19 protein-coding genes and 1 pseudogene are annotated in these 19080 nt (G+C 65.0%); 9 read left to right on the top strand and 11 right to left on the bottom strand.

All coding sequences use genetic code 11. The annotated features are described in order from the left end of the window. Positions 1 to 84: 84 nt before the first annotated feature. The 9 genes and pseudogenes from AB5L52_RS14660 to AB5L52_RS14700 form a co-directional block, all read right to left on the bottom strand. Positions 85 to 516: a hypothetical protein gene (locus AB5L52_RS14660; RefSeq protein ID WP_369364396.1), complete on the bottom strand. Its 432-nt coding sequence runs from the start codon at positions 514 to 516 to the stop codon at positions 85 to 87. Positions 517 to 586: 70 nt separating this feature from the next. Beyond that, a complete protein-coding gene (locus AB5L52_RS14665) occupies positions 587 to 1075 on the bottom strand; it encodes a hypothetical protein (RefSeq protein ID WP_351015371.1) in 489 nt (162 codons plus the stop codon). Between the two features lie 134 nt (positions 1076 to 1209). Beyond that, positions 1210 to 1740 carry a stage II sporulation protein M gene (locus AB5L52_RS14670; RefSeq protein WP_369364398.1) on the bottom strand — a complete coding sequence of 177 codons (531 nt, stop codon included), beginning with the start codon at positions 1738 to 1740 and terminating at the stop codon, positions 1210 to 1212. 109 nt (positions 1741 to 1849) lie between these two features. After that, positions 1850 to 2134, bottom strand: coding sequence for an uberolysin/carnocyclin family circular bacteriocin (locus AB5L52_RS14675; RefSeq protein WP_351015377.1), 285 nt, complete (start codon positions 2132 to 2134; stop codon positions 1850 to 1852). A 552-nt stretch (positions 2135 to 2686) separates the two neighbouring features. Beyond that, positions 2687 to 3673, bottom strand: a pseudogene (locus tag AB5L52_RS14680) (IS256 family transposase); the annotation flags it as partial. A gap of 217 nt (positions 3674 to 3890) precedes the next feature. Beyond that, complete coding sequence (locus AB5L52_RS14685; protein WP_351579212.1) at positions 3891 to 5090, bottom strand: cytochrome P450; 1200 nt, start codon at positions 5088 to 5090, stop codon at positions 3891 to 3893. Beyond that, complete coding sequence (locus tag AB5L52_RS14690) at positions 5087 to 6310, bottom strand: MAB_1171c family putative transporter (protein WP_369364400.1); 1224 nt, start codon at positions 6308 to 6310, stop codon at positions 5087 to 5089. The genes AB5L52_RS14685 and AB5L52_RS14690 overlap by 4 nt, the downstream gene beginning before the upstream one ends. A 4-nt stretch (positions 6311 to 6314) precedes the next feature. Beyond that, complete coding sequence (locus AB5L52_RS14695) at positions 6315 to 6848, bottom strand: hypothetical protein (RefSeq protein ID WP_369364402.1); 534 nt, start codon at positions 6846 to 6848, stop codon at positions 6315 to 6317. A gap of 170 nt (positions 6849 to 7018) precedes the next feature. Continuing rightward, positions 7019 to 7981 carry a hypothetical protein gene (locus AB5L52_RS14700; protein ID WP_351579204.1) on the bottom strand — a complete coding sequence of 321 codons (963 nt, stop codon included), beginning with the start codon at positions 7979 to 7981 and terminating at the stop codon, positions 7019 to 7021. Positions 7982 to 8616: 635 nt separating this feature from the next. Between AB5L52_RS14700 and AB5L52_RS14705 the strand changes: the two genes are divergently transcribed. Together AB5L52_RS14705 and AB5L52_RS14710 are read left to right on the top strand one after the other, a co-directional pair. Beyond that, on the top strand, positions 8617 to 8904 hold the full coding sequence (locus tag AB5L52_RS14705; RefSeq protein ID WP_369364404.1) for a hypothetical protein: 288 nt from the start codon (positions 8617 to 8619) through the stop codon (positions 8902 to 8904). A 636-nt stretch (positions 8905 to 9540) separates the two neighbouring features. Then, positions 9541 to 10257 (top strand): response regulator transcription factor, encoded by a 717-nt coding sequence (locus AB5L52_RS14710; RefSeq protein ID WP_369364406.1) that lies wholly within the window; start codon positions 9541 to 9543, stop codon positions 10255 to 10257. Positions 10258 to 11313: 1056 nt separating this feature from the next. On the opposite strand, the gene AB5L52_RS14715 is transcribed toward AB5L52_RS14710, so the two are convergent. Next, a complete protein-coding gene (locus AB5L52_RS14715; RefSeq protein WP_351579195.1) occupies positions 11314 to 11571 on the bottom strand; it encodes a transposase domain-containing protein in 258 nt (85 codons plus the stop codon). Between the two features lie 78 nt (positions 11572 to 11649). Then, positions 11650 to 12255 (bottom strand): TetR family transcriptional regulator, encoded by a 606-nt coding sequence (locus AB5L52_RS14720; RefSeq protein ID WP_351579193.1) that lies wholly within the window; start codon positions 12253 to 12255, stop codon positions 11650 to 11652. 497 nt (positions 12256 to 12752) lie between these two features. Between AB5L52_RS14720 and AB5L52_RS14725 the strand changes: the two genes are divergently transcribed. From AB5L52_RS14725 to AB5L52_RS14755, 7 genes are all read left to right on the top strand, one after another. Continuing rightward, positions 12753 to 14267 carry an MFS transporter gene (locus AB5L52_RS14725; protein WP_369364408.1) on the top strand — a complete coding sequence of 505 codons (1515 nt, stop codon included), beginning with the start codon at positions 12753 to 12755 and terminating at the stop codon, positions 14265 to 14267. Positions 14268 to 14304: 37 nt separating this feature from the next. Then, entirely contained in the window at positions 14305 to 14949 is a 645-nt protein-coding gene (locus AB5L52_RS14730; protein ID WP_369364410.1) for a TcmI family type II polyketide cyclase, read from the top strand. Between the two features lie 198 nt (positions 14950 to 15147). Then, positions 15148 to 15816 carry a hypothetical protein gene (locus tag AB5L52_RS14735; RefSeq protein ID WP_369364412.1) on the top strand — a complete coding sequence of 223 codons (669 nt, stop codon included), beginning with the start codon at positions 15148 to 15150 and terminating at the stop codon, positions 15814 to 15816. A 408-nt stretch (positions 15817 to 16224) separates the two neighbouring features. Beyond that, positions 16225 to 16656, top strand: a complete 432-nt coding sequence (locus tag AB5L52_RS14740) for a nuclear transport factor 2 family protein (protein ID WP_369364413.1) — start codon at positions 16225 to 16227, stop codon at positions 16654 to 16656. Positions 16657 to 16740: 84 nt separating this feature from the next. Beyond that, positions 16741 to 17496, top strand: a complete 756-nt coding sequence (locus tag AB5L52_RS14745) for a response regulator transcription factor (RefSeq protein WP_369364415.1) — start codon at positions 16741 to 16743, stop codon at positions 17494 to 17496. Between the two features lie 18 nt (positions 17497 to 17514). After that, positions 17515 to 18816 carry a cytochrome P450 gene (locus AB5L52_RS14750; RefSeq protein WP_369364417.1) on the top strand — a complete coding sequence of 434 codons (1302 nt, stop codon included), beginning with the start codon at positions 17515 to 17517 and terminating at the stop codon, positions 18814 to 18816. A gap of 11 nt (positions 18817 to 18827) precedes the next feature. Next, positions 18828 to 19022, top strand: coding sequence for a ferredoxin (locus AB5L52_RS14755; protein ID WP_369364419.1), 195 nt, complete (start codon positions 18828 to 18830; stop codon positions 19020 to 19022). Positions 19023 to 19080: the final 58 nt, after the last annotated feature.

Consider the following 19080-nt stretch of genomic DNA (forward strand, 5'->3'; position numbering starts at 1 on the left):
GCCACACATACCCCCGACCGGGCACCGACCGCCCGACCGGTGTTCCGACAAGTGTCTGTTGCTTCATTCCTCAGCCCCGGTCGCTCAAGCGGGTCGACGCCACAGCAGGGCGACAGCGCTTGCCGCCACCACGCACGCGATGAAGGCCAGTGCCACGACGTCCAGTCCCTGCGCCGCCGGAAGCCGCCAGCCGGCCACTCCCAGGGGGACACACACGAGAGCCGAGAGCCCGAACAGCAGCCAGGTCCCGAACGACGCCAGCCCGACCAGAATCGCGAGAACCACCAGCAGCACCGCGACCGCGAACCATCCCCAGTTCAGCAGGTCCTGTGTGCGCAGCACCCCGGCACGGGCATCGACAGAGATCTGCGGGGCCTGCTCGATCGCGGTCTTCGTGGCGTCCCGTGTCATCCGGTACCAGACACCGCGCACCACAGCCAGCACGGCGGCTGTCGCGGCCAGGCCACCCGCGAGAGCCATCGTGGAGCGCGGGTTCCGCTGGGGAGACGCCGACATGGGAATCCTTTCGAGGGAGAACCGCGTGAGGGAAAGAGGGGGATCGCGGAACGGCGGGCCGTCTGGCCTCTCAGGCGATCAGACAGGCAACCGTGAAGAAGCCGGTGGGCGCCAGAGCGCAGGCCATACTGCGCGGCCACGACAGCCGCGCGGAGTGCCGTACCGCCAGCGTGCAGACGCCGGCCAGCACCGCCAGAGACGGATCCGTTCCGCCCAGGACCGCCACGATGTGATCGGTGGACGGCAGGGAGAACAGCACCGAACCGAGCGTCACTACAAGGAGCTTGCCGAGGAGGAAGCCCGAGACGGAGAGCCCGAGGAAGGTCCGGTCGTCGGAGAAGGCACCTCGGCTTCCGGCGAGCCGGCATGCGGCCGCGCCGGCAGCACCGGCGATCAGCACGACGAACAGCATGCCGAGCGCGTTGAGCACCGAGCCGAAGACCCACGCCGAGGCGATGCCGACTCTGGCCGTTGCGGCGTCGGCGTCCGGGACTCGCTGGACCACGCCGTCGCGGTACTGGCCGAGCAGGGTGAGGTTGGCCAGCGGCATCGTCAGCATGAGCAGAAGCGTGAGGAGCCGGAAGGTCCGGCGCGAGGTGGCCGAGGACCGGTTCGGTTCTGCGGCCGCATCCTCTTCCGGGGCCATGCCTGGCAGTGCGTCACTGTGCCGACTGGCCGGTGCCGGTTCGGAGTTCACCTCGTACTCACCCACGTTTCCACGCAAGCGGCCACGACGAGCATGGCCAGAGACAGCCCGAGCAGGGCTGCCGCATCGACAAGACTTTCACTGATCCGGGCTCTACGACCGGCCAGCAGGGAGCGCACCAAGGTCGTCGCGGGGACCAGCCCGGCGGCTATGGCCACACCGAACGCGGGCAGTTCCAGCACCGCATGGGGCAGCACCGTCCGCGCGAAGGGCCCAACGCCGAGGGCGTAGGCGTGCGCCATGAACAGACCGCCACTGAGCCCGGCGAAGAGCGAGACCGCGACCGCGCCGAGTCCAAGGGTGACGACTCCGCTGAATGCCACAGCGGCAATTCTGCAGTTGTTCGTCAGAATGTCAGCGAACAATTCCACGCCAGGTTTTTTTGGCGCAACATGGACGGGCTGCGACTTCATATCGGCGAAGAGAATTCCGCACAGCAGACAGCCCAGCCACAGGACCTCACCACAGAGAAGGGTCAGTCGTTGGCGTCGCAGGATCGAAGCCATAAAGGCCGTCACGGCACTCCCCGTATTTCTCGGATGCGCACCAGGTTTCCCAGGCTGCGTGACTCGGAGAGCGCGGCCCCGGAGCGCCGGGGCCGCACCACGGTTCACCTGTTCACTGAGATCAGGCGATGACGACCTTCTTGCCGCCGTTCGCGATGGCCTTCTTCAACATCCACAGACCGAGGCCGCCGGCAGCAGTGACGCCGCCCAGCACGGACAGCGCGGTGGCGACGTCCGTGCCGGCCTCGATGGCATCGAACACGCGGTTCGCCGTCACGGTCGAGAGGCCGAAGTAGCTGCCCAGGGCGTCCGGAACGGACAGCGCCAGGGTGAAGGGCGCGGCGAGACCGGCGACGGCGGCACCGGCCGCGGCCAGGCGCTTCTTGGAGGTGGCAACAGCAGACATGTATTCTCCAGTAACTGCTCTGATTGAGTGGTCGGGGTGCGTCAGTCTTGGTAGGGCGGCGCACCCCTTTGTCATGCCGTCAGTGAACGGCACCTGATGAAAAGACGAGATCTCCTGCGGTGACGTCCCGACAGGGAATGGTTCAGGAACATGACAGTCGCGAGGCTATGGATGCTTCGCCTCGAGCTTCACCCCCGATTCGCTCCCCCGTGACGGCTTGATCATGTAATCAGGTCTCCAAGTCACCGTCAAACTACGGTCAATGATTCATCACGTGTGATTCACATGCGCACCCTGAGGTCAATTCCAAGAAAGAGGGGGAAAGAGGGGTGTTGGTTTCGTGAGGCGCGTCACACGGAATCGGCGTTCGCGAGCATGACAAGCGCTGCAATGAACGGTCAGCAGACTTGGCGCTGACACGTGAACAGTTGCACGTCCGGGGACGGAGCGGATGTCTGTCCTGAGGAGGTTCGCCGACACCGCCCACACTGCGCTGGGTCACGTCCGCTGAAGTGGTGTATCGACGGCCACTCGGTGATCTCTTCTTTGAGGCTATGCGGTGAGTTCGGTGGGCAGGGCGGTCTCGTCGGTTTCTGACTCGATCGGGTGGAGGCGGGCCTTGGCGAGCAGGTCGAGTCCCATGTAACGGCGGGCTTCGGTCCACTCGTCGTTCTGCTCGGCCAGGACCGCGCCGACCAGGCGGATCAGGGCGGTGCGGTCGGGGAAGATGCCGACCACGTCGGTGCGGCGGCGGATCTCCTTGTTGAGCCGTTCCTGGGGATTGTTCGACCAGATCTGCCGCCAGATCTCGCGCGGGAACGCGGTGAATGCCAGCACGTCGCCCTGGGCGGCGTCCAAGTGGGCTGCGGCCTTGGGGAACTTGGCTTCCAGGGCATCCAGCACGTGCCGCATCTGGGCACGGACGGCGTCGGTGTCGGGTTGTTCGAAGACGGTCCGCAGCAGCGCGGCCACCCAGGGCTGGGCCGACTTGGGGACCTGGCTCAGCAGCGCGCGGGCGTAGTGGGTGCGGCATCGCTGCCAGCTCGCGCCGGGCAGGGTGGCGCCGATCGCGTTGACCAGGCCCATGTGCGCATCCGAGATGACCAGTTGGACGCCGGACAGGCCGCGGGCGATCAGTGAGCGCAGGAAGGCCGGCCAGCCGGCGCCGTCCTCGGCGGTGGCCACGTCCAGGCCGAGGATCTCGCGGTGGCCGTCGGCGTTGACGCCGACCGCGATCAACGCGTGGACGTTGATGATGCGGCCGCCCTCGCGGACCTTCTGCGTGAGCGCATCCACCCAGACGAAGGCGTAGGGGCCGGCATCCAGGGGTCGGTTACGGAACGCGGCGACTTGTTCGTCCAGGTGTTTGGCCATCGCGCTGACCTGGGACTTCGACAGCTGGGTCACCCCGAGGGACTCGGCGAGCTTCTCGACCCGGCGCGTGCTCACGCCCAGCAGGTAGGCGGTGGCGACCACCGAGATCAGGGCCTGCTCGGCACGCCGACGGCGTTCCAGCAGCCAGTGCGGGAAGTAACTCCCATCCAGGTTCCCGGCGAGACCGCCCGCCTGCTGGACTGCGCCGTTGCCGACGGGCCCGTGTGGTGGACCGTGGCCGCGCCTCCACCGCCGTCGTCGAGGCTCGCCTGGACGGTGCTCACGCTGGCGGCGACGCCATCAACACCGAGCCACGCTCAGCCACTACCGCCGCCGCGGCCACCGGCCCCCCATAACTGGGGCTGCAGTACGACTCAAGACGCTAGATCTCCACGGGCAGGCTACGTAGTCCCCGCTTGTGGAACGACGGCCACCACTGCAGCTCATCGGCCGGTACTGCCAGTTTGAGGGCAGGGAACTGCCGCAAGAGGGATCGTACGGCGATCTCGGCTTCCAGCCGTGCGAGCGGGGCACCGAGGCAGTAGTGGACTCCGTGACCGAAGGCCAGGTGAATTGGTGCGCGACCGGGGTCGAACACCTCGGGAGATGGAAACTCTCGTTCGTCCCGGTTCGCCGAGGCTATGGAGATCCAGACTCGGCTTCCGGCCGGGATGACAGCGTTTCCGATGCTCAGATCCTCAAGGGCAAAGCGGCGTACCCCGAGTGTGAAAGGCGGGTTCCAACGTAGTGTCTCTTCGATTACTGCTCGGGTGGAGAGGGCCTTACCTCGTACTGCGGACAGTAGTTCTGGGTGTAGTAGCAAACCGAGTGCCGTGTTGCCGATGAGGTGTACGGCGTTGTCGTAGCCGGCAAAGAGAGTGAGGAAGGCAAGGGCAAGAAGTTCCGGCTCGGTGAGTGCGTCACAGTCGTCCCGCGCGTGCACGAGAGCAGACAAGAGGTCTTCGGCCGGCTCTTTCCGCTTGTCTTCCATGACACCCCGAAGGAAAGCGTGCATCTGCCTCATCGCAGTACGCGACTCCGCTGCTGCGCCCGGCGTCGGCGAGAAAAGGGTGTCCGTCCAGGCTCGAAAGTCATGCCTCGCTGTCTCCGGGATGCCGAGCAGTTCGCAGATAACGCCCATCGGCAGCGGGACGGCCAGGGCGTGGACGAGGTCCACGCGAGGGCCGGTCAACGTGGAGAGGAGTTCGTCGGTCAGCTTCTGGATGCGCATGCGCAAGCCCTCGACGCGACGGGGAGTGAATGCCTTGGCGACGAGCCGGCGCAGGCGAGTGTGCTCGGGCGGATCCATGTTGAGCAGGTGAGCGTCGAGCTCAGGGGGCATGGAGGATCTGTACTCGCCGCTGGTCTTGGCGTTTGCCTTGTTCAGGGAGAGCCGGGGGTCTGCCAGAGCCGCGCGGGCCTCGGCATACCGAGTGATCAGCCACACGGCTTCGCCGTCAGGAGTGGTGGTGCGGTGGACCGGGGCGGTTTCGCGGAGCTGGGCATAGGCGCCATGTGGGTCAGCGACGAGGGCTTCACTGAGCAGTGACGACACGCTGCCGGTCCGTTTGGCGCTGCTCATGCGTCTGTTGTCGCCGGCTGGAGCCGCTTGAGGACGGCGGGGATGACGGTGGACGTGCTGAAGGCGTCGGCGAGCTGGGTCAGACGAGCACCTTCCTTGCTGAGGTCGCCGTTGGCGGCATCGTCGAAGTCCGTGCCGTGCCCCTGTGATACCTCATGGCCGGCAGCCCGAGCCTGCAGTGCTGCAGCGATTTGCACGGCTTCTACTACGGCATCCGCCTCGTCACCGGTAATGCTTTGGGTGGCTGCTATTTCTCGTGTCATGCGACTGATTTCTGCGTCATGGTGGGGACGAAGCCTCATTTCGCCGTCGAGCATCTCGATCACCTGGCGGCCAAGGAAGAACCGGAGGTCGCGTGCCAGTTCCCTGCGGGAAGCCGGCGGGGCGACGAGGACGACTTCGGGGAAGGTGCGGGTGATCGCCTGCCAGAGCGGGTAGCGGCGGTGGAAGGTGCGGTAGTCGGAGATCCATGCCATGGCCCTGCTGAGGCCGACGCCCCAGGCAGGCATGGTGAACCCTACGGCGAAGAATGCTGCCGAGACGCTGGCGCACATGGGGGCGACAACGGAGTTGACGAAGCCGAGTGGTGAGATGCCGAGCTTGTCCCAGATGAGGGAGATTGCCTTGGGTAGGCAGTAGCCCAAGCCGGCGGCTGCTCCCACGGTGACGATTCGCAGGCCGCGGCGCAGCCAAGGCTGGCCGACGATCTTGGAGTAGCGCCGACAGAGGCGGATCAGGCCGATCATGCTGACCGTGAACAGGGTCTGGTGGACGAGGAGGAACTCCCAGATGTAGGCGGTCTTGGCATAGTGAACGTCGAAGTCAAGGGCGTGCGACGCGTCGGTGGCGTCCCCCAGGAAGAACAGCACCCAGTTCGTAGTGACCGTGGCGATCGCGTATCCGAGGATCAGTCGGTGACGGAGCCGGACCTTCGACTGCGCAGACGACCAGCTGACGAGGAGGGCCAGGAACGAGCTGAGGCAGACCTCCACAGTCGTGTAGATGATCAGCGAACTGATGTTTGGCGTGCCGAACAGGGCATCGACACGTACGTACACCGCGGGGGTGGCGAAGCCGAACGGTGCGGCGAACGTGGCGATCGCCAGGCAAAGCCGCTGCAGCTCCTTGTTGCGCCAGTCGCGGGCGAGGTCTCTCAGTTTGAAGGCGAATGCGCTCCAGGTGATCAAGGAGAGCATCCCGTAGACGACGTTGAATAACACTCGGCTATGTCCTTGGTGTGGAACTGCGCCCCAGGGAGCGCTCGAGGTGGCTGACGAGGTTGACCACGTCTTCCGAAAGACTTGTTGTCGGCCGGGGAGCGGCGTTGGTGGCTTGCAGGGGGATCAGTGAGGCAACGAGCTCGGCAGCCTTCTCCTCGCTCCGGTCGTAGCAGGTGCGCCCGAGGACGGTGCGCACGAGCGCAGGGTCGATGTTCGGCAGAAGGAGTCGGGAGACCTCTTCCTCCTCTGCCGGGGTGGACTCGTGCTCACAGAGCATGTGGCCGATCTCGTGGAGAACAATGTGGCCTTGGTGGGCTTTTCTGGCCTTCGCCTGATAGACGACGTAGTCCACGTCGGGGGTAGCGACCCACATGCCGCACAGGCCTCGGTCGGCGGGAAACGGCATCGGTACGAGCGAGATGGGTCGTCCGCGGCGTTCCTCTATCTGGTCGACGAGAGCGTTGATGTTGAACGGCTCGGGGAGATCGAGTTGCCTGACCAGATCGGCGCAGTAGCGACGCAGTTCCCTGTCGTTCATCCCCGCTCCCCCCGGGTCGGCCCACTGCCACTGAACAAAGACCACTCTCGTACTCCCCCTCGCCACCGCGGCGGCTCTCTCGCACGGCAGCAGTGGAAGCCCGAATGAACCGCCGGACCCAACCCGGTTGGCTGCAGTGGCGCATCTCCAAATGCCGCCCTACCAGCAGCTCACATCCGTTGCCTCTTGCTTGCCCGCTGCAGGTGCTGGATCACCGGGACAAGGGCAGCAAGCGCCTCCTCGTCCAGGTCGGCGACTGCCCGTAGAGCGATCTGGCGGGGGCCGATGCCCTGGGACTTCAGTGTCTCCACCAGGTTGAGATCCGCGGAGACCTGAGAAGCTACTTCGTCGTTGACGAAGTAGCCGACGGATACGCCGAAGAAGCTGGCGAGCGCATCGAGTTGCTCAGGACTCGGCGAAGTCCAAGTGCCGAGTCGCAGCTCCTCGACTTGTGCTGCTGTGATCTTGACCCCGCGCGCAGTGATTGTCTCGGCAACCTCGTGCGAGGTGTACGTCTCACGCCCCCTCGGGTGCATGGCCGCGAAAAGGCGGTTCAGTCTCGCCGAGAGCTCCGAGACGGCGGACGGCGGCTGTGCAGCCCTCGGCGGGTTCTCGGCGTCCGCCTCCCGGGGTGAGGGCACCGCCACTTCGCGCTCTGCCGGCGAAGTGGCCGAACCATCGACCTCCGGCCTCCCTGACGTCTGCTGCAGTGCGGCCAACATGGGCAGCAGTACGCGGTTGAGAGCCTCAGCAGCTGGCGCGGTGAAGAACGCCTCGCCCCCCTCGACCCCGAAGAATCCCACCAGACCGTGCAGCAGTTCAACACTGGGCACTTTGTCGCCCGAGCACACCTGGCGTGCCCAGAAAGAGGAAACACCTAGCTGTCGGGAAATGCTGCCAGCCAGGTCCGACATGGGCTTTCCGGTGCGTGCCAAGTAGGCATCTGCGAGGGTCTTAATGCGTGCGCTGACCCGGGCAGCAACGGTGTCGGCCGGAATTTGACCGCCTTCCAACAGGACGGCGATGGTGTCTTCGGGCAGCGCCGTCTTGGCCGCTAGTTCCCTGATGTTGAGCAGTTGCGATCGCTGCATGCTTCGTTCTTTGAGCAGTGCCTCGAGACGCGCAAGCGTCATCGGCAGGGGTGAGGCAGAGCCCACTGCGATACTCCCAGACTACGGGGGGATTGGCTTGGTCCGTGCATGGCACCTTACAGTGCGCAGGTCACAGGCCTCAACGATCATTTATCGCCGAAAAGGGCTCGCTGCACATCGGTCCGCTCGTGCCGACAGGACGTCGCGAGCCCCTCGTGGCTACTCGACATCTGTCACGACAAGCGTTGTTGGCGCAGAGTTCGGAACGCAGGAACCGCCGCTGGCAGGAGGCGCTCGAGGCGGCCGTGGGCTTGATCCTGAGCTGGCCCGCCAAGGCGCATGGCTGGGCCGGTCACCGTCGGCGCGGCCTGTGACCTACCCCGCGAAGTTCGCGGAATGGGACGCGGTCGAGTCCGTCGCGTCAGGCAGCGCCGGTAGAGCCGGGCTGTGTCGTCTGAACGCCCAGGTGTGCAACACCAGCGGGCGTTGCACACCGCACGGTTTCAACGATCCTTTAGCCGAAAACGATCGTTGACATGGCGCATTGCGCCTAGCACGATCCTGGCGAGTGGAGCCGTGTCCGACGGGCGACTACTCCTGACGGACGCAACATGATCCGTTTGTTTTTCAATCTTTGAATCGGAGACTTGCGTATGCGTGCGCCAACTGTTCTGACGGTGCTTCAACTGACCGGCGAGGACTTCACCAAAGCGGATGTGGCTGAATTTCATTGCTTGATGGCGGAGATTGTCGTCGTGTGCAAGGCGATTGGGGAGCGGTACGCGCTGGGTGACGAATGGGTTGCGACCGCCCCCGACCTCCTTGAGCAGTTCGAGGAATCCATGCAGGTCACCGCGGATATTTCCCGGCAACTCAACAAGACGCGTAAGGGTATCCGGAGAATCACTGCCAGGGCCCGTACGCGTCGGGATGGCGGCCGCTGCGACCATTCGTGGCGGTCCTAGGAGGCAATGCCTCGTCACGGCCGGCCCGGCTCCCGGCGCACATGGGGGGCGCCACCTTATGGGTGGCTCGTGCGCTGTCTGACGGCGGCTGTCCCAGTCCCTGTCCAGCCTCGGACGTCGCTCGGGAAAGCGATCCATCCGTAATGAGTCAGGCTAGGGGAACTGTCAGCCCAAAAAGGGGTTAACGGAGCGACGCCGGGGCCGAGTCATCAGAATCCGCTGCTTATGTTGGCTTCGGTGCTGCAGTGGGATCAACTGCGGTAAAACGAGTGCTATCCCCGGCCGCACCTGTCCAGCTGCCGCTGCCAGATTCAGAAAGCCTGTCAAGTCGATGCCCGAGCGTCACGCCGACTGCCCACCGGCGGACGTGTGGCGCGGCAACCCTTCGACGACTCTTCGAAGTGCGTCTGCGCCGCACAGGCGCACTGAAGGAAAAGCCGAAATCTAGCGACTAACCGGGGACCGAAAGCTGGATTTGCGCAAACCTTCTTGGAGGCGGCCTTGGATGACTGCTCGGTCACGGTTCACCGCACCGTTTCCTATGCCCCGTGCGCGCCGGGAATACCGTTGCAGCGGGCGCGAGCCCATGTGGGGCTAGGTTTATTAATTTGCTATAAGGATTTCAGGGAGATACCTATGGACTTGCCGTTAGCGGCGTTGTCCGCAGCGCAGGAGCAGACGTGCGAGGAGACGGGTCCCTGGACCATCCTCGTCGCGGAGAGTGACGAGGAGAACAGGGAGATCCTCGTGGCCGAGCTATGCCGGAGCGGACAACACGTGCGAGCCGTGGAAAGCGGCCAGGAGGCGCTGGAGAGGGCCACGGAATCCGACCTCATACTGCTCGGAACGAAACTGAAAGATCTTGACGGGCTCCATGTGTGCCAGTTGCTCCGTGCCGTCACCGACACTCCCGTCATCTTCATCGGCTCCACCGCCTCGGAGCTGGACACCGTGCTGGCCTTGCGGGCCGGCGGCGACGACTACCTGGCGCGGCCGTACGGGATCCGTGAACTCGTGGCACGGATCGGTGCGGTCATGCGGCGGGCCCACGCCTGCAGGCAGACGCCTTCTCGGTTAGAAAGGGGGCAGCTGATAATTGACATACAGAAACGGGAAGTGAATTATAGCGGGCACTCCCCGAGACTAACGCTCAAAGAATTCGAACTTCTACTTCTCCTCGCGAGGAATCCCGGGAAAGTCATCTCGCGAGACAAGATAGTCGGCGAAGTATGGGGGAATTCCCTGTCTCAGCGCACCATCGACACACACGTGAGCAATCTGAGATCCAAGCTGGGCGACCGTGGCCTGATAGTTTCGGTGCGGGGTGTGGGATTTATGCTGGCCAAGACTTGATGGGAAAAACCCGCGGGTGCGGCCCTGGTCCCATGCAGGCCCCATGCCGATTAGTAGATAGCAGGCGATCTTGGGCGCTTTGGTGAGGGGAGGAACGCGACGGTCCGCGGTCCGCTGTGGCGGGTGCCTCGGGCTGGGCCTCGACGTTCGGGACAGCTGTTGTGGTGTCGACGCTTCACCGTGCGCGGGCAACTGCGGTGGCGGTGTCGAGGGTTGCGGGGGCCTGCGATGCGTTCCAACACCCCGGCAGGAGCGCCGTGTGGCACTCAGGTGGGAGGGTGACCGAGCGGTGGACGATGCGGAGGGTGCCGAGGAACTTGATCCGGTCCGGATCGAGATCAGCGCGGAGACCGCCCAGTGCGTCAGCAGGTAGGACCAGATCTCCTGGTACGCCCGCTCCGCAGTGCGCCACACACGAGCCAACTGCTCTGTGGAGGCATCGGCAGGATCGCGGATGCTGGTGACGAGCGGGAACTCCTCACCGCCCTGGTCGAGGACCACATGCTGCACCACTCGCACCACGACGGCATCTGCCCGGCCCGGGCTGCGGCGCGCTGCAGCCGCTTGCGTGGCTGGCGTTGGCCTGCGCGGGAGGCCAACGCCAGCCACGACCCGTCGAGGGGATCAGGTAGGTGGTGGTCGAAGTGGAGGTTGGCCTGCACCCGCCACAGCAGCTGCGTGCGGATCGGCGGGGCCTGCTCCCAGGTATAGAAACTGTAGAAGCCGCGGTCGGCCGGCAGCAGCATGTTGGGGCCAGGTGCTCGTACAGCGAGTAGGCCGAGGTCTACTCGCCCGCCCAGCAGCCGGCCCCGTCAGCGGCGGCAGAGCGTGGGGGGTGCACTCGCTGATCGCCACCACGCGGGCCTGCGGGTAGACAGTCGCGTCGCCGCCGTGCCCACGGCCGAACTCGGCGACATGCGCCGCGGTGTCGCGCAGGTCCAGCACGAACCCGTCGATCGCCAGCAGCCGCCACCGCCCGGCCCCGGGCGTCGCTGAGGTCGCCGTCGACCTCGCCAGGTAGGTGATGATCTCGCGCAGCACATCAGGCCCGAGCCGCTACCTGGCCCGGGTGATCGGACCGCGCGACAGGGCCTGCCACCGTGCGCCCGGCACCGCCTCGAGCATCCCAGTCAGCTTCCCGGCTACCTCCTCGTAGTCGTCGTCGGGGACCAGGCACAACGCGATCAGCAGGGATACGACCCGGTGGCAACCGTGGGCTTCGATCGCCTCATCCAGCAAGCCGCGCGGCACCAGCGACGTCAACGCCCCCAGCGAAACCAGATCCGTCAGACGTCCCGCAGGCCCCATCGACATGAACGGTGGCTAACAACTCCCGTCTGCCACACGGCATTGGCCGGGCGGGCCGGAGACGCGGGTCCCAGGTACGCGTTCCTACTCCGCGGCGACGGCTGCGGTCTTCCGGTTGGCCTTGGTCCCGAAATCCGCCCAGCCGTACCGCAACCGCTCGAAGACCGCCTTCAGATCTGCCAGTGAGTAATCGCCATAGATGGCGAGGAAGTTGGCGTCCAGCACAAAGCGGGCGAGCGTCGTCGCGAGCAGGTCGCGCTCGGGGCGCCCGGCCTCCTGTGCGAGCGTGGCGGCAAGGCTCGCCTCCCAGTGACGCCGCACCCGTCCGGCGTACTCCAGCAACGCCGGTGTGGATTTGACGAGTTCGACAAAGTCCTCGCCGGACGGGCCGTCCGCTACGGGCAACGCCGCAGGCACCAGGTACGCCTCCAGCGCGTCCAGCATCGAGACGCCGGGGTCGCGGTCGCGCACAGCTGCCGTCAACGCGCGCTCGTACTCGTCCTCCGCGTCGAAGACCAGCGCCTCCTTGCAGGGGAAGTAGGCAAACAGTGTGCTCACAGCCACTTCCGCGGCGTCAGCGATCTCTGCAACGGTCACGTTCTCGAACCCGCGCTCGCGGAACAAGGTGAACGCGGTGTCCGCCAGGCGCTTTCGCGTCTGCGCCTTCTTCCGTTCTCGCAGTCCCGACACTCAGGCACCCTCTCGCAATCTAGGGACGTCTTGCTCCAATTGTCCGGCGACGACCCCGACCGGCCCAAACTTTTCCAGCGGAACGGGCAAGCAGGCTCACCGGCGCTCGAAAAGGACCTCTGACCTGCAAAGATGCGAGTGTTCAGATTGTACTCGGCGCGGAATCAGCGGCGCCTTTCCGCCGAGTGAGCGTACAGGGCCGATCGCGATCTGTCTGTGATCGTCAGCGAGAAGAGGCTGGTCGGAGACCAGTGCCTGCGGTCGCGGGTCCGTCAGCCAACCCCGGCGTCGCCGCCCTCGCGGCCTGCCCGCTCGACCTGGCGGAGCCTCGCCACATCGGGCCACACCCCGTTTGACGTGCGACGTCACAAGATCATGCAGCTCTGAGAGCTACCCCTTCCAGCGCCGGTCCGGAAGTTGAGCCCCTCGGTATTGACATGCACCATAACTTCATATCTACTCTGAACTCGTAGTCACTTCGGAATTTTGGGGAACTCGTGGAAGTAACAGCCACGCGCCGATGGCTAGCCCTCGGCGCACTCGCTCTCGCGATGCTGACCGTCGGGCTCGACATGACGGTGCTCAACATCGCCCTGCCCACGCTTGCCCGCGACCTGCACGCCGGCACTGCCGCGCTCCAGTGGTTCAGCACGGCCTACACGCTGACGCTGGCGGGCGTCATGCTGCCGGCCGGTGCGCTCGGCGACCGGTTCGGGCGGAAGAAGTTCGTGTTCGGGGCCCTGGCTCTGTTCGGCGTCGCCTCGGTCTGGTGCGCGTTCGCCTCGTCGTCGGGCGAACTGATCCTGGCCCGCGTACTGCTCGGTGTCGCGGCGTCAGTGCTGATGTCCCTGTCGATGGGAATGATCCCGGTGTTGTTCCCCGACCCGGCGGAACGCGGTCGTGCCACCACCGTGTGGATCACGGCGGTGACACTCGGAATGCCGCTGGGCCCCATCGTCGGCGGCCTGCTGCTCAACCACTTCTGGTGGGGCTCGGTTTTCCTGGTGAACATTCCGACCGTTGTCATCGGGGCGCTCGCGGTGGGCCTGCTGGTGCCGGAGACCCGCAGCCAGATCCGTCGGCCCATCGACCTGGTCAGCGTGGTGCTCTCGGCGGCCGGCCTGGTCGGTCTCACCTACGGTCTGATCCGGTTCGGCGACAAGGGCTGGGGGAACGGCACAGCCTGGGTGACCTTCGCGCTGGGCCTCGTCCTGATCGCGGGCTTCGTCGCCTGGGAACGAACCCGGGAACACGCCCTCGCGGATCTCAATCTCTTCGGGGATCACGGATTCCGCCTGGGCACCTTCTTCCAGTTGACCAACGCCTTCGCGATGTTCGGCCTGTTCTTCACCATCCCGCTGTACTTCCAGTCGGTACTCGGCGTCGATTCGCTCGGCAGCGGCCTGCGCATGCTCCCGATGATCGGTGGCCTGCTGGTGGCCTCGAATCTCCTGGAGGGCCTGCGCGACAAGATCGGCATCAAGCTGACCCTGGTGATCGGCTTCGGAACTCTCGCGGTCGGGATGGGACTCGGCGCGTCGACCGACCTACACACCTCGTACGGGTTCGTCGCCACCTGGATGGTCATCGTCGGCCTCGGAATCGGCCTGGTGCTGCCCACCTCCATGGCCCTGGCCGTGGGCGCGCTCACCCCCGAGCGGGCGGGTGCCGGATCGGCCCTGCTGTCGGCCCTGCGTCAGGCCGCCGGCACCACCGGCGTGGCCGTGCTCGGCACGGTTCTGTCCACTCGGTACCACTCCGAACTCGGCACGCTCAACCACAAGCCGATCTCCGACGGCGTCGGGCCCGGCGTGGCCGTCGCCAATTCACTCGGTGACCAGTCGATGCTCCACCACGTCAAAACGGCCTTCATGAGCGGCATGGACCTTCTGATGGTCGTCTGTGCCGGAATCGCGTTTCTCGGTCTCCTCCTGTCGGCGGTCGCCACCAAGAGCCGCACTGGCGAATCCGACACAAAACTGCCCGAGTCGGAGACCGCGCCGGTCGCGTAGCAGAAAACCGATACTCTCCCACGAGGAAGGGATGAACATGCGCAGCATGGTTACCGTCTCGAAGATGGATCGGAACTCCATTCCTGAGGTTTCGAGGCTTATGGCCGAATTCGACAGCACGGAGATCCCGGGCCTGATCGGACTGCACCGCCGCCAGCTGTTCATTCACCATGACATCTCGGTCCACCTGTACGACTTCGTCGAGAAGTCCGACCCGGCCGCGCTGGAAAAGGTCAAGTCCGACCCGCGGATGGCTCAGCTTTCGATCGATCTCCAGCCGTTCGTCGCGCCCTATGAACCCGAGACGTGGAAATCCCCGGCCGATTCCGCGGCATCCTGCTTCTACGGCTGGGAGGGCGAGCAGGTCGAGGACCCGGGGCCGACGGGGACCACTGTCACCATCACCCGGATGGACCCGGACGCAATTCTTGACGTCCAGAAGACCTTCCGGGAGTTCGACGCCACCGCCCAATTGCTGGGAATCCGTCGGCGGCAGCTGTTCGCCTTCAAGGATCTGTGCATCCACATCCAGGACCACGCAGGTATCAATGGCGCGGATATTGCGCATAAGGCCGCATCAGACATCTGGTGCAAGGTGCTCCAGGACCTGTCGCAGCTCGCCTTCCAGGAGCTGACGACGGACGGCAACGCGAGCCGCTTCTACGGCTGGGAGGCTTCCTGACGCGATGAGCTGCTGACAGCGACGGCTGGGCAGGTGTGAAGCTCCTGGTGCGGGGGAGAGCCGGTCGAGCGAGACCAGGTCCGCGTTCCCGGGCTTCTTCACCTGTGGACGGCAGTCGGCATGAAACCCATCCCTGCCCGGCTTCGCGGCACCCCGTCGCCGCGAAGAACCGGGCCGTGCGAAAGAAGGTAGGGCGGCATGAGGCTCACGTGGTTCAAGCAGCGGGTCGTCGATGTGTACCGCGCCGCACAACCACAGAGCTGCCAAGCCCCTCCGGCGGCATGCAAGGGGCAGTCGGGCCTCGAGCGCCGTGTTCTGGAGGTGTTGATCGAGTATGCCCGGGACGTCGAGCCCCTGGACGACGGGGTACTGGGCCTGCGGGCGGCTTCGGCAGGCCCGGTCTGTCTGCACGTGGACGCGGAACCATCCCTCGTCGGCTACCTCGTCCACCGGCTCACCCCCGCCGTCGTGCATGTCGGCGAGCAGTTGGTCGGCGTCCCCGGACTGCGGCTCATGCCCGGCCGGCCGGGCCGCCTCGAACTGTGCCGCCACGACGGGCACGGGCAGCTCGTCTTCCACCTGGACCCCGCCGCCGAATGCGCCCTGCGCGAATGGGATCGGGACCGTGCCACCGTCTACCGGGGCGGCCGAAGTGCCCCTGGCGCGACTGTCGCCTCCCCCTGCTGCGAATTGCGCGGCATGGAACGGCTCCATCCGTCCGAACAGGAAGCACTGCGCAGCGGTGTCGACACCGTCCTCGATGAGGTGGGCAGCCGGGAGCTGCGCCGACTGGTGCGCCATCTGCCCGCCGTCCCCGACGCACATGATCGCTCCGTGTCCCTCCTGATCGACCGAAAAGCCCCTTGACCTGCGACAGCTAAGGACGAGGCACCACAAATTCGTAGTCGCAAGACTTAGAGAGCAACTTCGATTCCGATGCGACTCCGATTCGTGTACGCTGACCTTGCCCGGGTGCGGCAATACCGGGGGCGCGTCGACGATGCGCCGCGCATGCGCCTGACGAGGTATGGATGGGTCGACCTTGCCGTCCGCATGCGCACCCGCAAGCTTGGTTCGGTTTTGAAATAGCTCAGGTGTGATCGACATGGCCTCGATGTCGCGATGGCTGCATGCGGAACGTCAAGAACAATTAACGAACCCATGTAGTTCATGAAGTTTGCAGGCGGGGTCGACACACAGAAATCGATCCGTGGTGATGCCAATCACATAGATCCAGTTGTGCTTGCGTAATCAACGGGGAAGCTGGAGGGTGGAATGGTGGACACGAGATCAGCGAACAGTGAAATAGGCAGATTACTCGACCGCTATGTCCTCGGGCTCGACTACGACAAACTCGACAACGAGTGGGCGAATGGACTCTTCACCGCAGACGTGGTCATCGAGTTCCCCGTCAGTCGGCACACGGGAATCGACGGTCTTGTCGAATATCATCAGAGGGCGCTGGCGATGTGGGCTAGAACCCATCATGTGAACACGCCGTCGATCGTGAGCGTCACGGGGGATCGTGCGACGCTTCGCGCCAATATGACGTCCGTGCATGTGCACCATGAGCGAGAAGGCGAGATGCGACCGCACTACGTTTCCGGGACCTGTGTCACCGGCGACGCGGTGCGCGCCGAACGGGGCTGGCGCCTTTCCCGTCTTTCGTTCGATCTGATATGGAGGACCGGCAACCCGCCGGACTGAGCAACGGGGGAAGCAATGCGATCAGTGCAGATGGAAGCGAGTTCTCGACCGGAGACATCCGAAACCCGTGGCACCGAGCACCATATGGCGGTCCGAGTACCCTTAGGCAGCCGAGACGGTGCGGCGACGGCGCCGTCGGCGCCCGTTCGAAACATCTCGGACGCCTGGCGGATCCTGGTCGTCGAAGGCAGCAAGACCGATCGCACGACGCTCAGTGCGGCGCTTGAGCGTCATGGTCACCAGGTCGATGCCGTCAACTCGGGTGGCGAGGCGCTGGCCTGGTTCGAGACCGCGGACCTCGTGCTCCTCGACCTCGACCTTCCGGATCTGGACGGCCTCGAAGTGTGCCGCGAGATCAGGGTGGTGAGTGACACCCCGGTCGTCACTGTCACCGCACGGGCGTCCGAACTCGACTGCGTTCTCGCACTGCAGGCCGGAGCGGACGACTACGTCATCAAGCCTTACAGATTCCGGGAACTCATGGCCCGGCTGGATGCTGTGATGCGGCGTGCGCGCCGCACCCCGTACCCAGAGGTGTGCGCCGACAGCGGGGCGGTGCTCGAACTCGGCCCGCTCCGGATCGACAGCGACTCACGCGAGGTCGAGGTGAGCGGCCGGCCCATTGCAGTGACGCGCAAGGAATTCGACCTGCTCGCGCTGCTGGCCAGCTCTCCGGGGCAGGTGATCTCCCGGGAATCCATCATGCGCAAGGTCTGGGGCGAATCCTGGTCACGCCGTACCGTCGACACCCATGTCAGCAGCCTCCGGGGCAAATTGGGCGGACCGGAATGGATTGTCACCGTCCGTGGAGTCGGCTTCAAACTCCGCAGCATGCGCTGACAATTCATTGCCATTGAATTGACGTTCGCTGAACCCGGGCCTGTAGCTTCCCCGGTTATCGTGAGTTCGCAGAAGCGGAAACTCCGATCGAGGGGTCGCATGACAAACACCGATATCGACGAGACCAACGAGCTCGTCAACTTCCCCATTCAGCGCACGTGCCCTTTCGCAATTCCGCCGGTCTACACGCAGTTCCGGGAGGAGTCTCCGGTCAGTCAGGTGGTCCTCCCGGACGGCGGAAAAGCCTGGCTGGTCACCAAGTACGAAGACGTGCGGGCCGTGATGGCTAATCCCAAGCTCAGTTCGGACCGCCGTAAGAAGGATTTCCCGGTCGTGGTGCCCGGACAGAACGCGGCACTGAACAAGCACGCCCCATTCATGATCATCCTCGACGGTGCGGACCACTCGGCGGCACGGCGGCCTGTCATCAGTGAATTTTCGGTGCGGCGCGTTGCCTCGATGAAACCGCGGATCCAGGAGATCGTCGACGGATTCATCGACGACATGCTGAAGCTGCCGAAGCCCGTCGACCTGAACCAGGTCTTCTCCCTGCCGGTTCCGTCACTGGTGGTCTCGGAGATCCTCGGCATGCCCTACGAGGGCCACGAGTACTTCATGGAGCTGGCCGAAGTACTGCTGCGCCGCACCACCGATGAACAGGGCCGGATCAACATCTCGATCGAGCTGCGCAAGTACATGGACAAGCTGGTCGAGGAGAAGATCGACAATCCGGGCGACGACCTGCTCAGCCGACAGATCGAACTCCAGCGGCAACAGGGCGGTATCGACCGACCGCAGCTCGCCAGCCTGTGCCTGCTGGTGCTGCTGGCAGGGCACGAGACCACGGCAAACATGATCAATCTCGGCGTGTTCTCGATGCTGACGAAGCCCCAACTGCTCGCGGAGATCAAGGCGGATCCCTCGATGACCCCGAAGGCCGTCGACGAGCTGCTGCGGTTCTACACGATTCCCGACTTCGGCGCGCACCGGCTGGCGATGGACGACGTCGAGATCGGTGGCGTCCTTATACGCAAGGGCGAGGCCGTCATCGCCTCGACCTTCGCGGCGAACCGCGACCCCGCGATGTTCGACGATCCGGAGGAACTCGACTTCTCCAGGGACGCGCGGCATCACGTGGCCTTCGGCTACGGGCCGCACCAGTGCCTGGGGCAGAACCTCGCCCGCATGGAACTGCAGGTCGTGTTCGACACACTGTTCCGGAGGCTGCCGGATCTGCGCCTGGCCGTGCCGGTCGAGGAACTGTGCTTCAAGAGCGACGCGCTGGTCTACGGCCTGTACGAACTCCCCGTGACCTGGTGAAAGAGGTGGCCATGAAGGTCGAGAAGAATCACGACCGCTGCATCGGCGCCGGGCAGTGTGTGCTGACCGAGCCGAGGATGTTTGATCAGGACGACCGAGGCCTGGTCCGCGTCCTGATCGAGCGCCCGCAGGGAGCCGACGAGGCCGCCGCCCACAAGGCGGCCTTCATCTGCCCCGCGAAGGCTCTGTCCATCACGGAGGAATGATCTCCTGAGGAGCCGCGCCGGTCCCCTTCACCGCGGTGAAGGGGACCGGCGCGGCTTC

The organism is Streptomyces sp. CG4 (assembly GCF_041080655.1).
Lineage (GTDB): Bacteria > Actinomycetota > Actinomycetes > Streptomycetales > Streptomycetaceae > Streptomyces.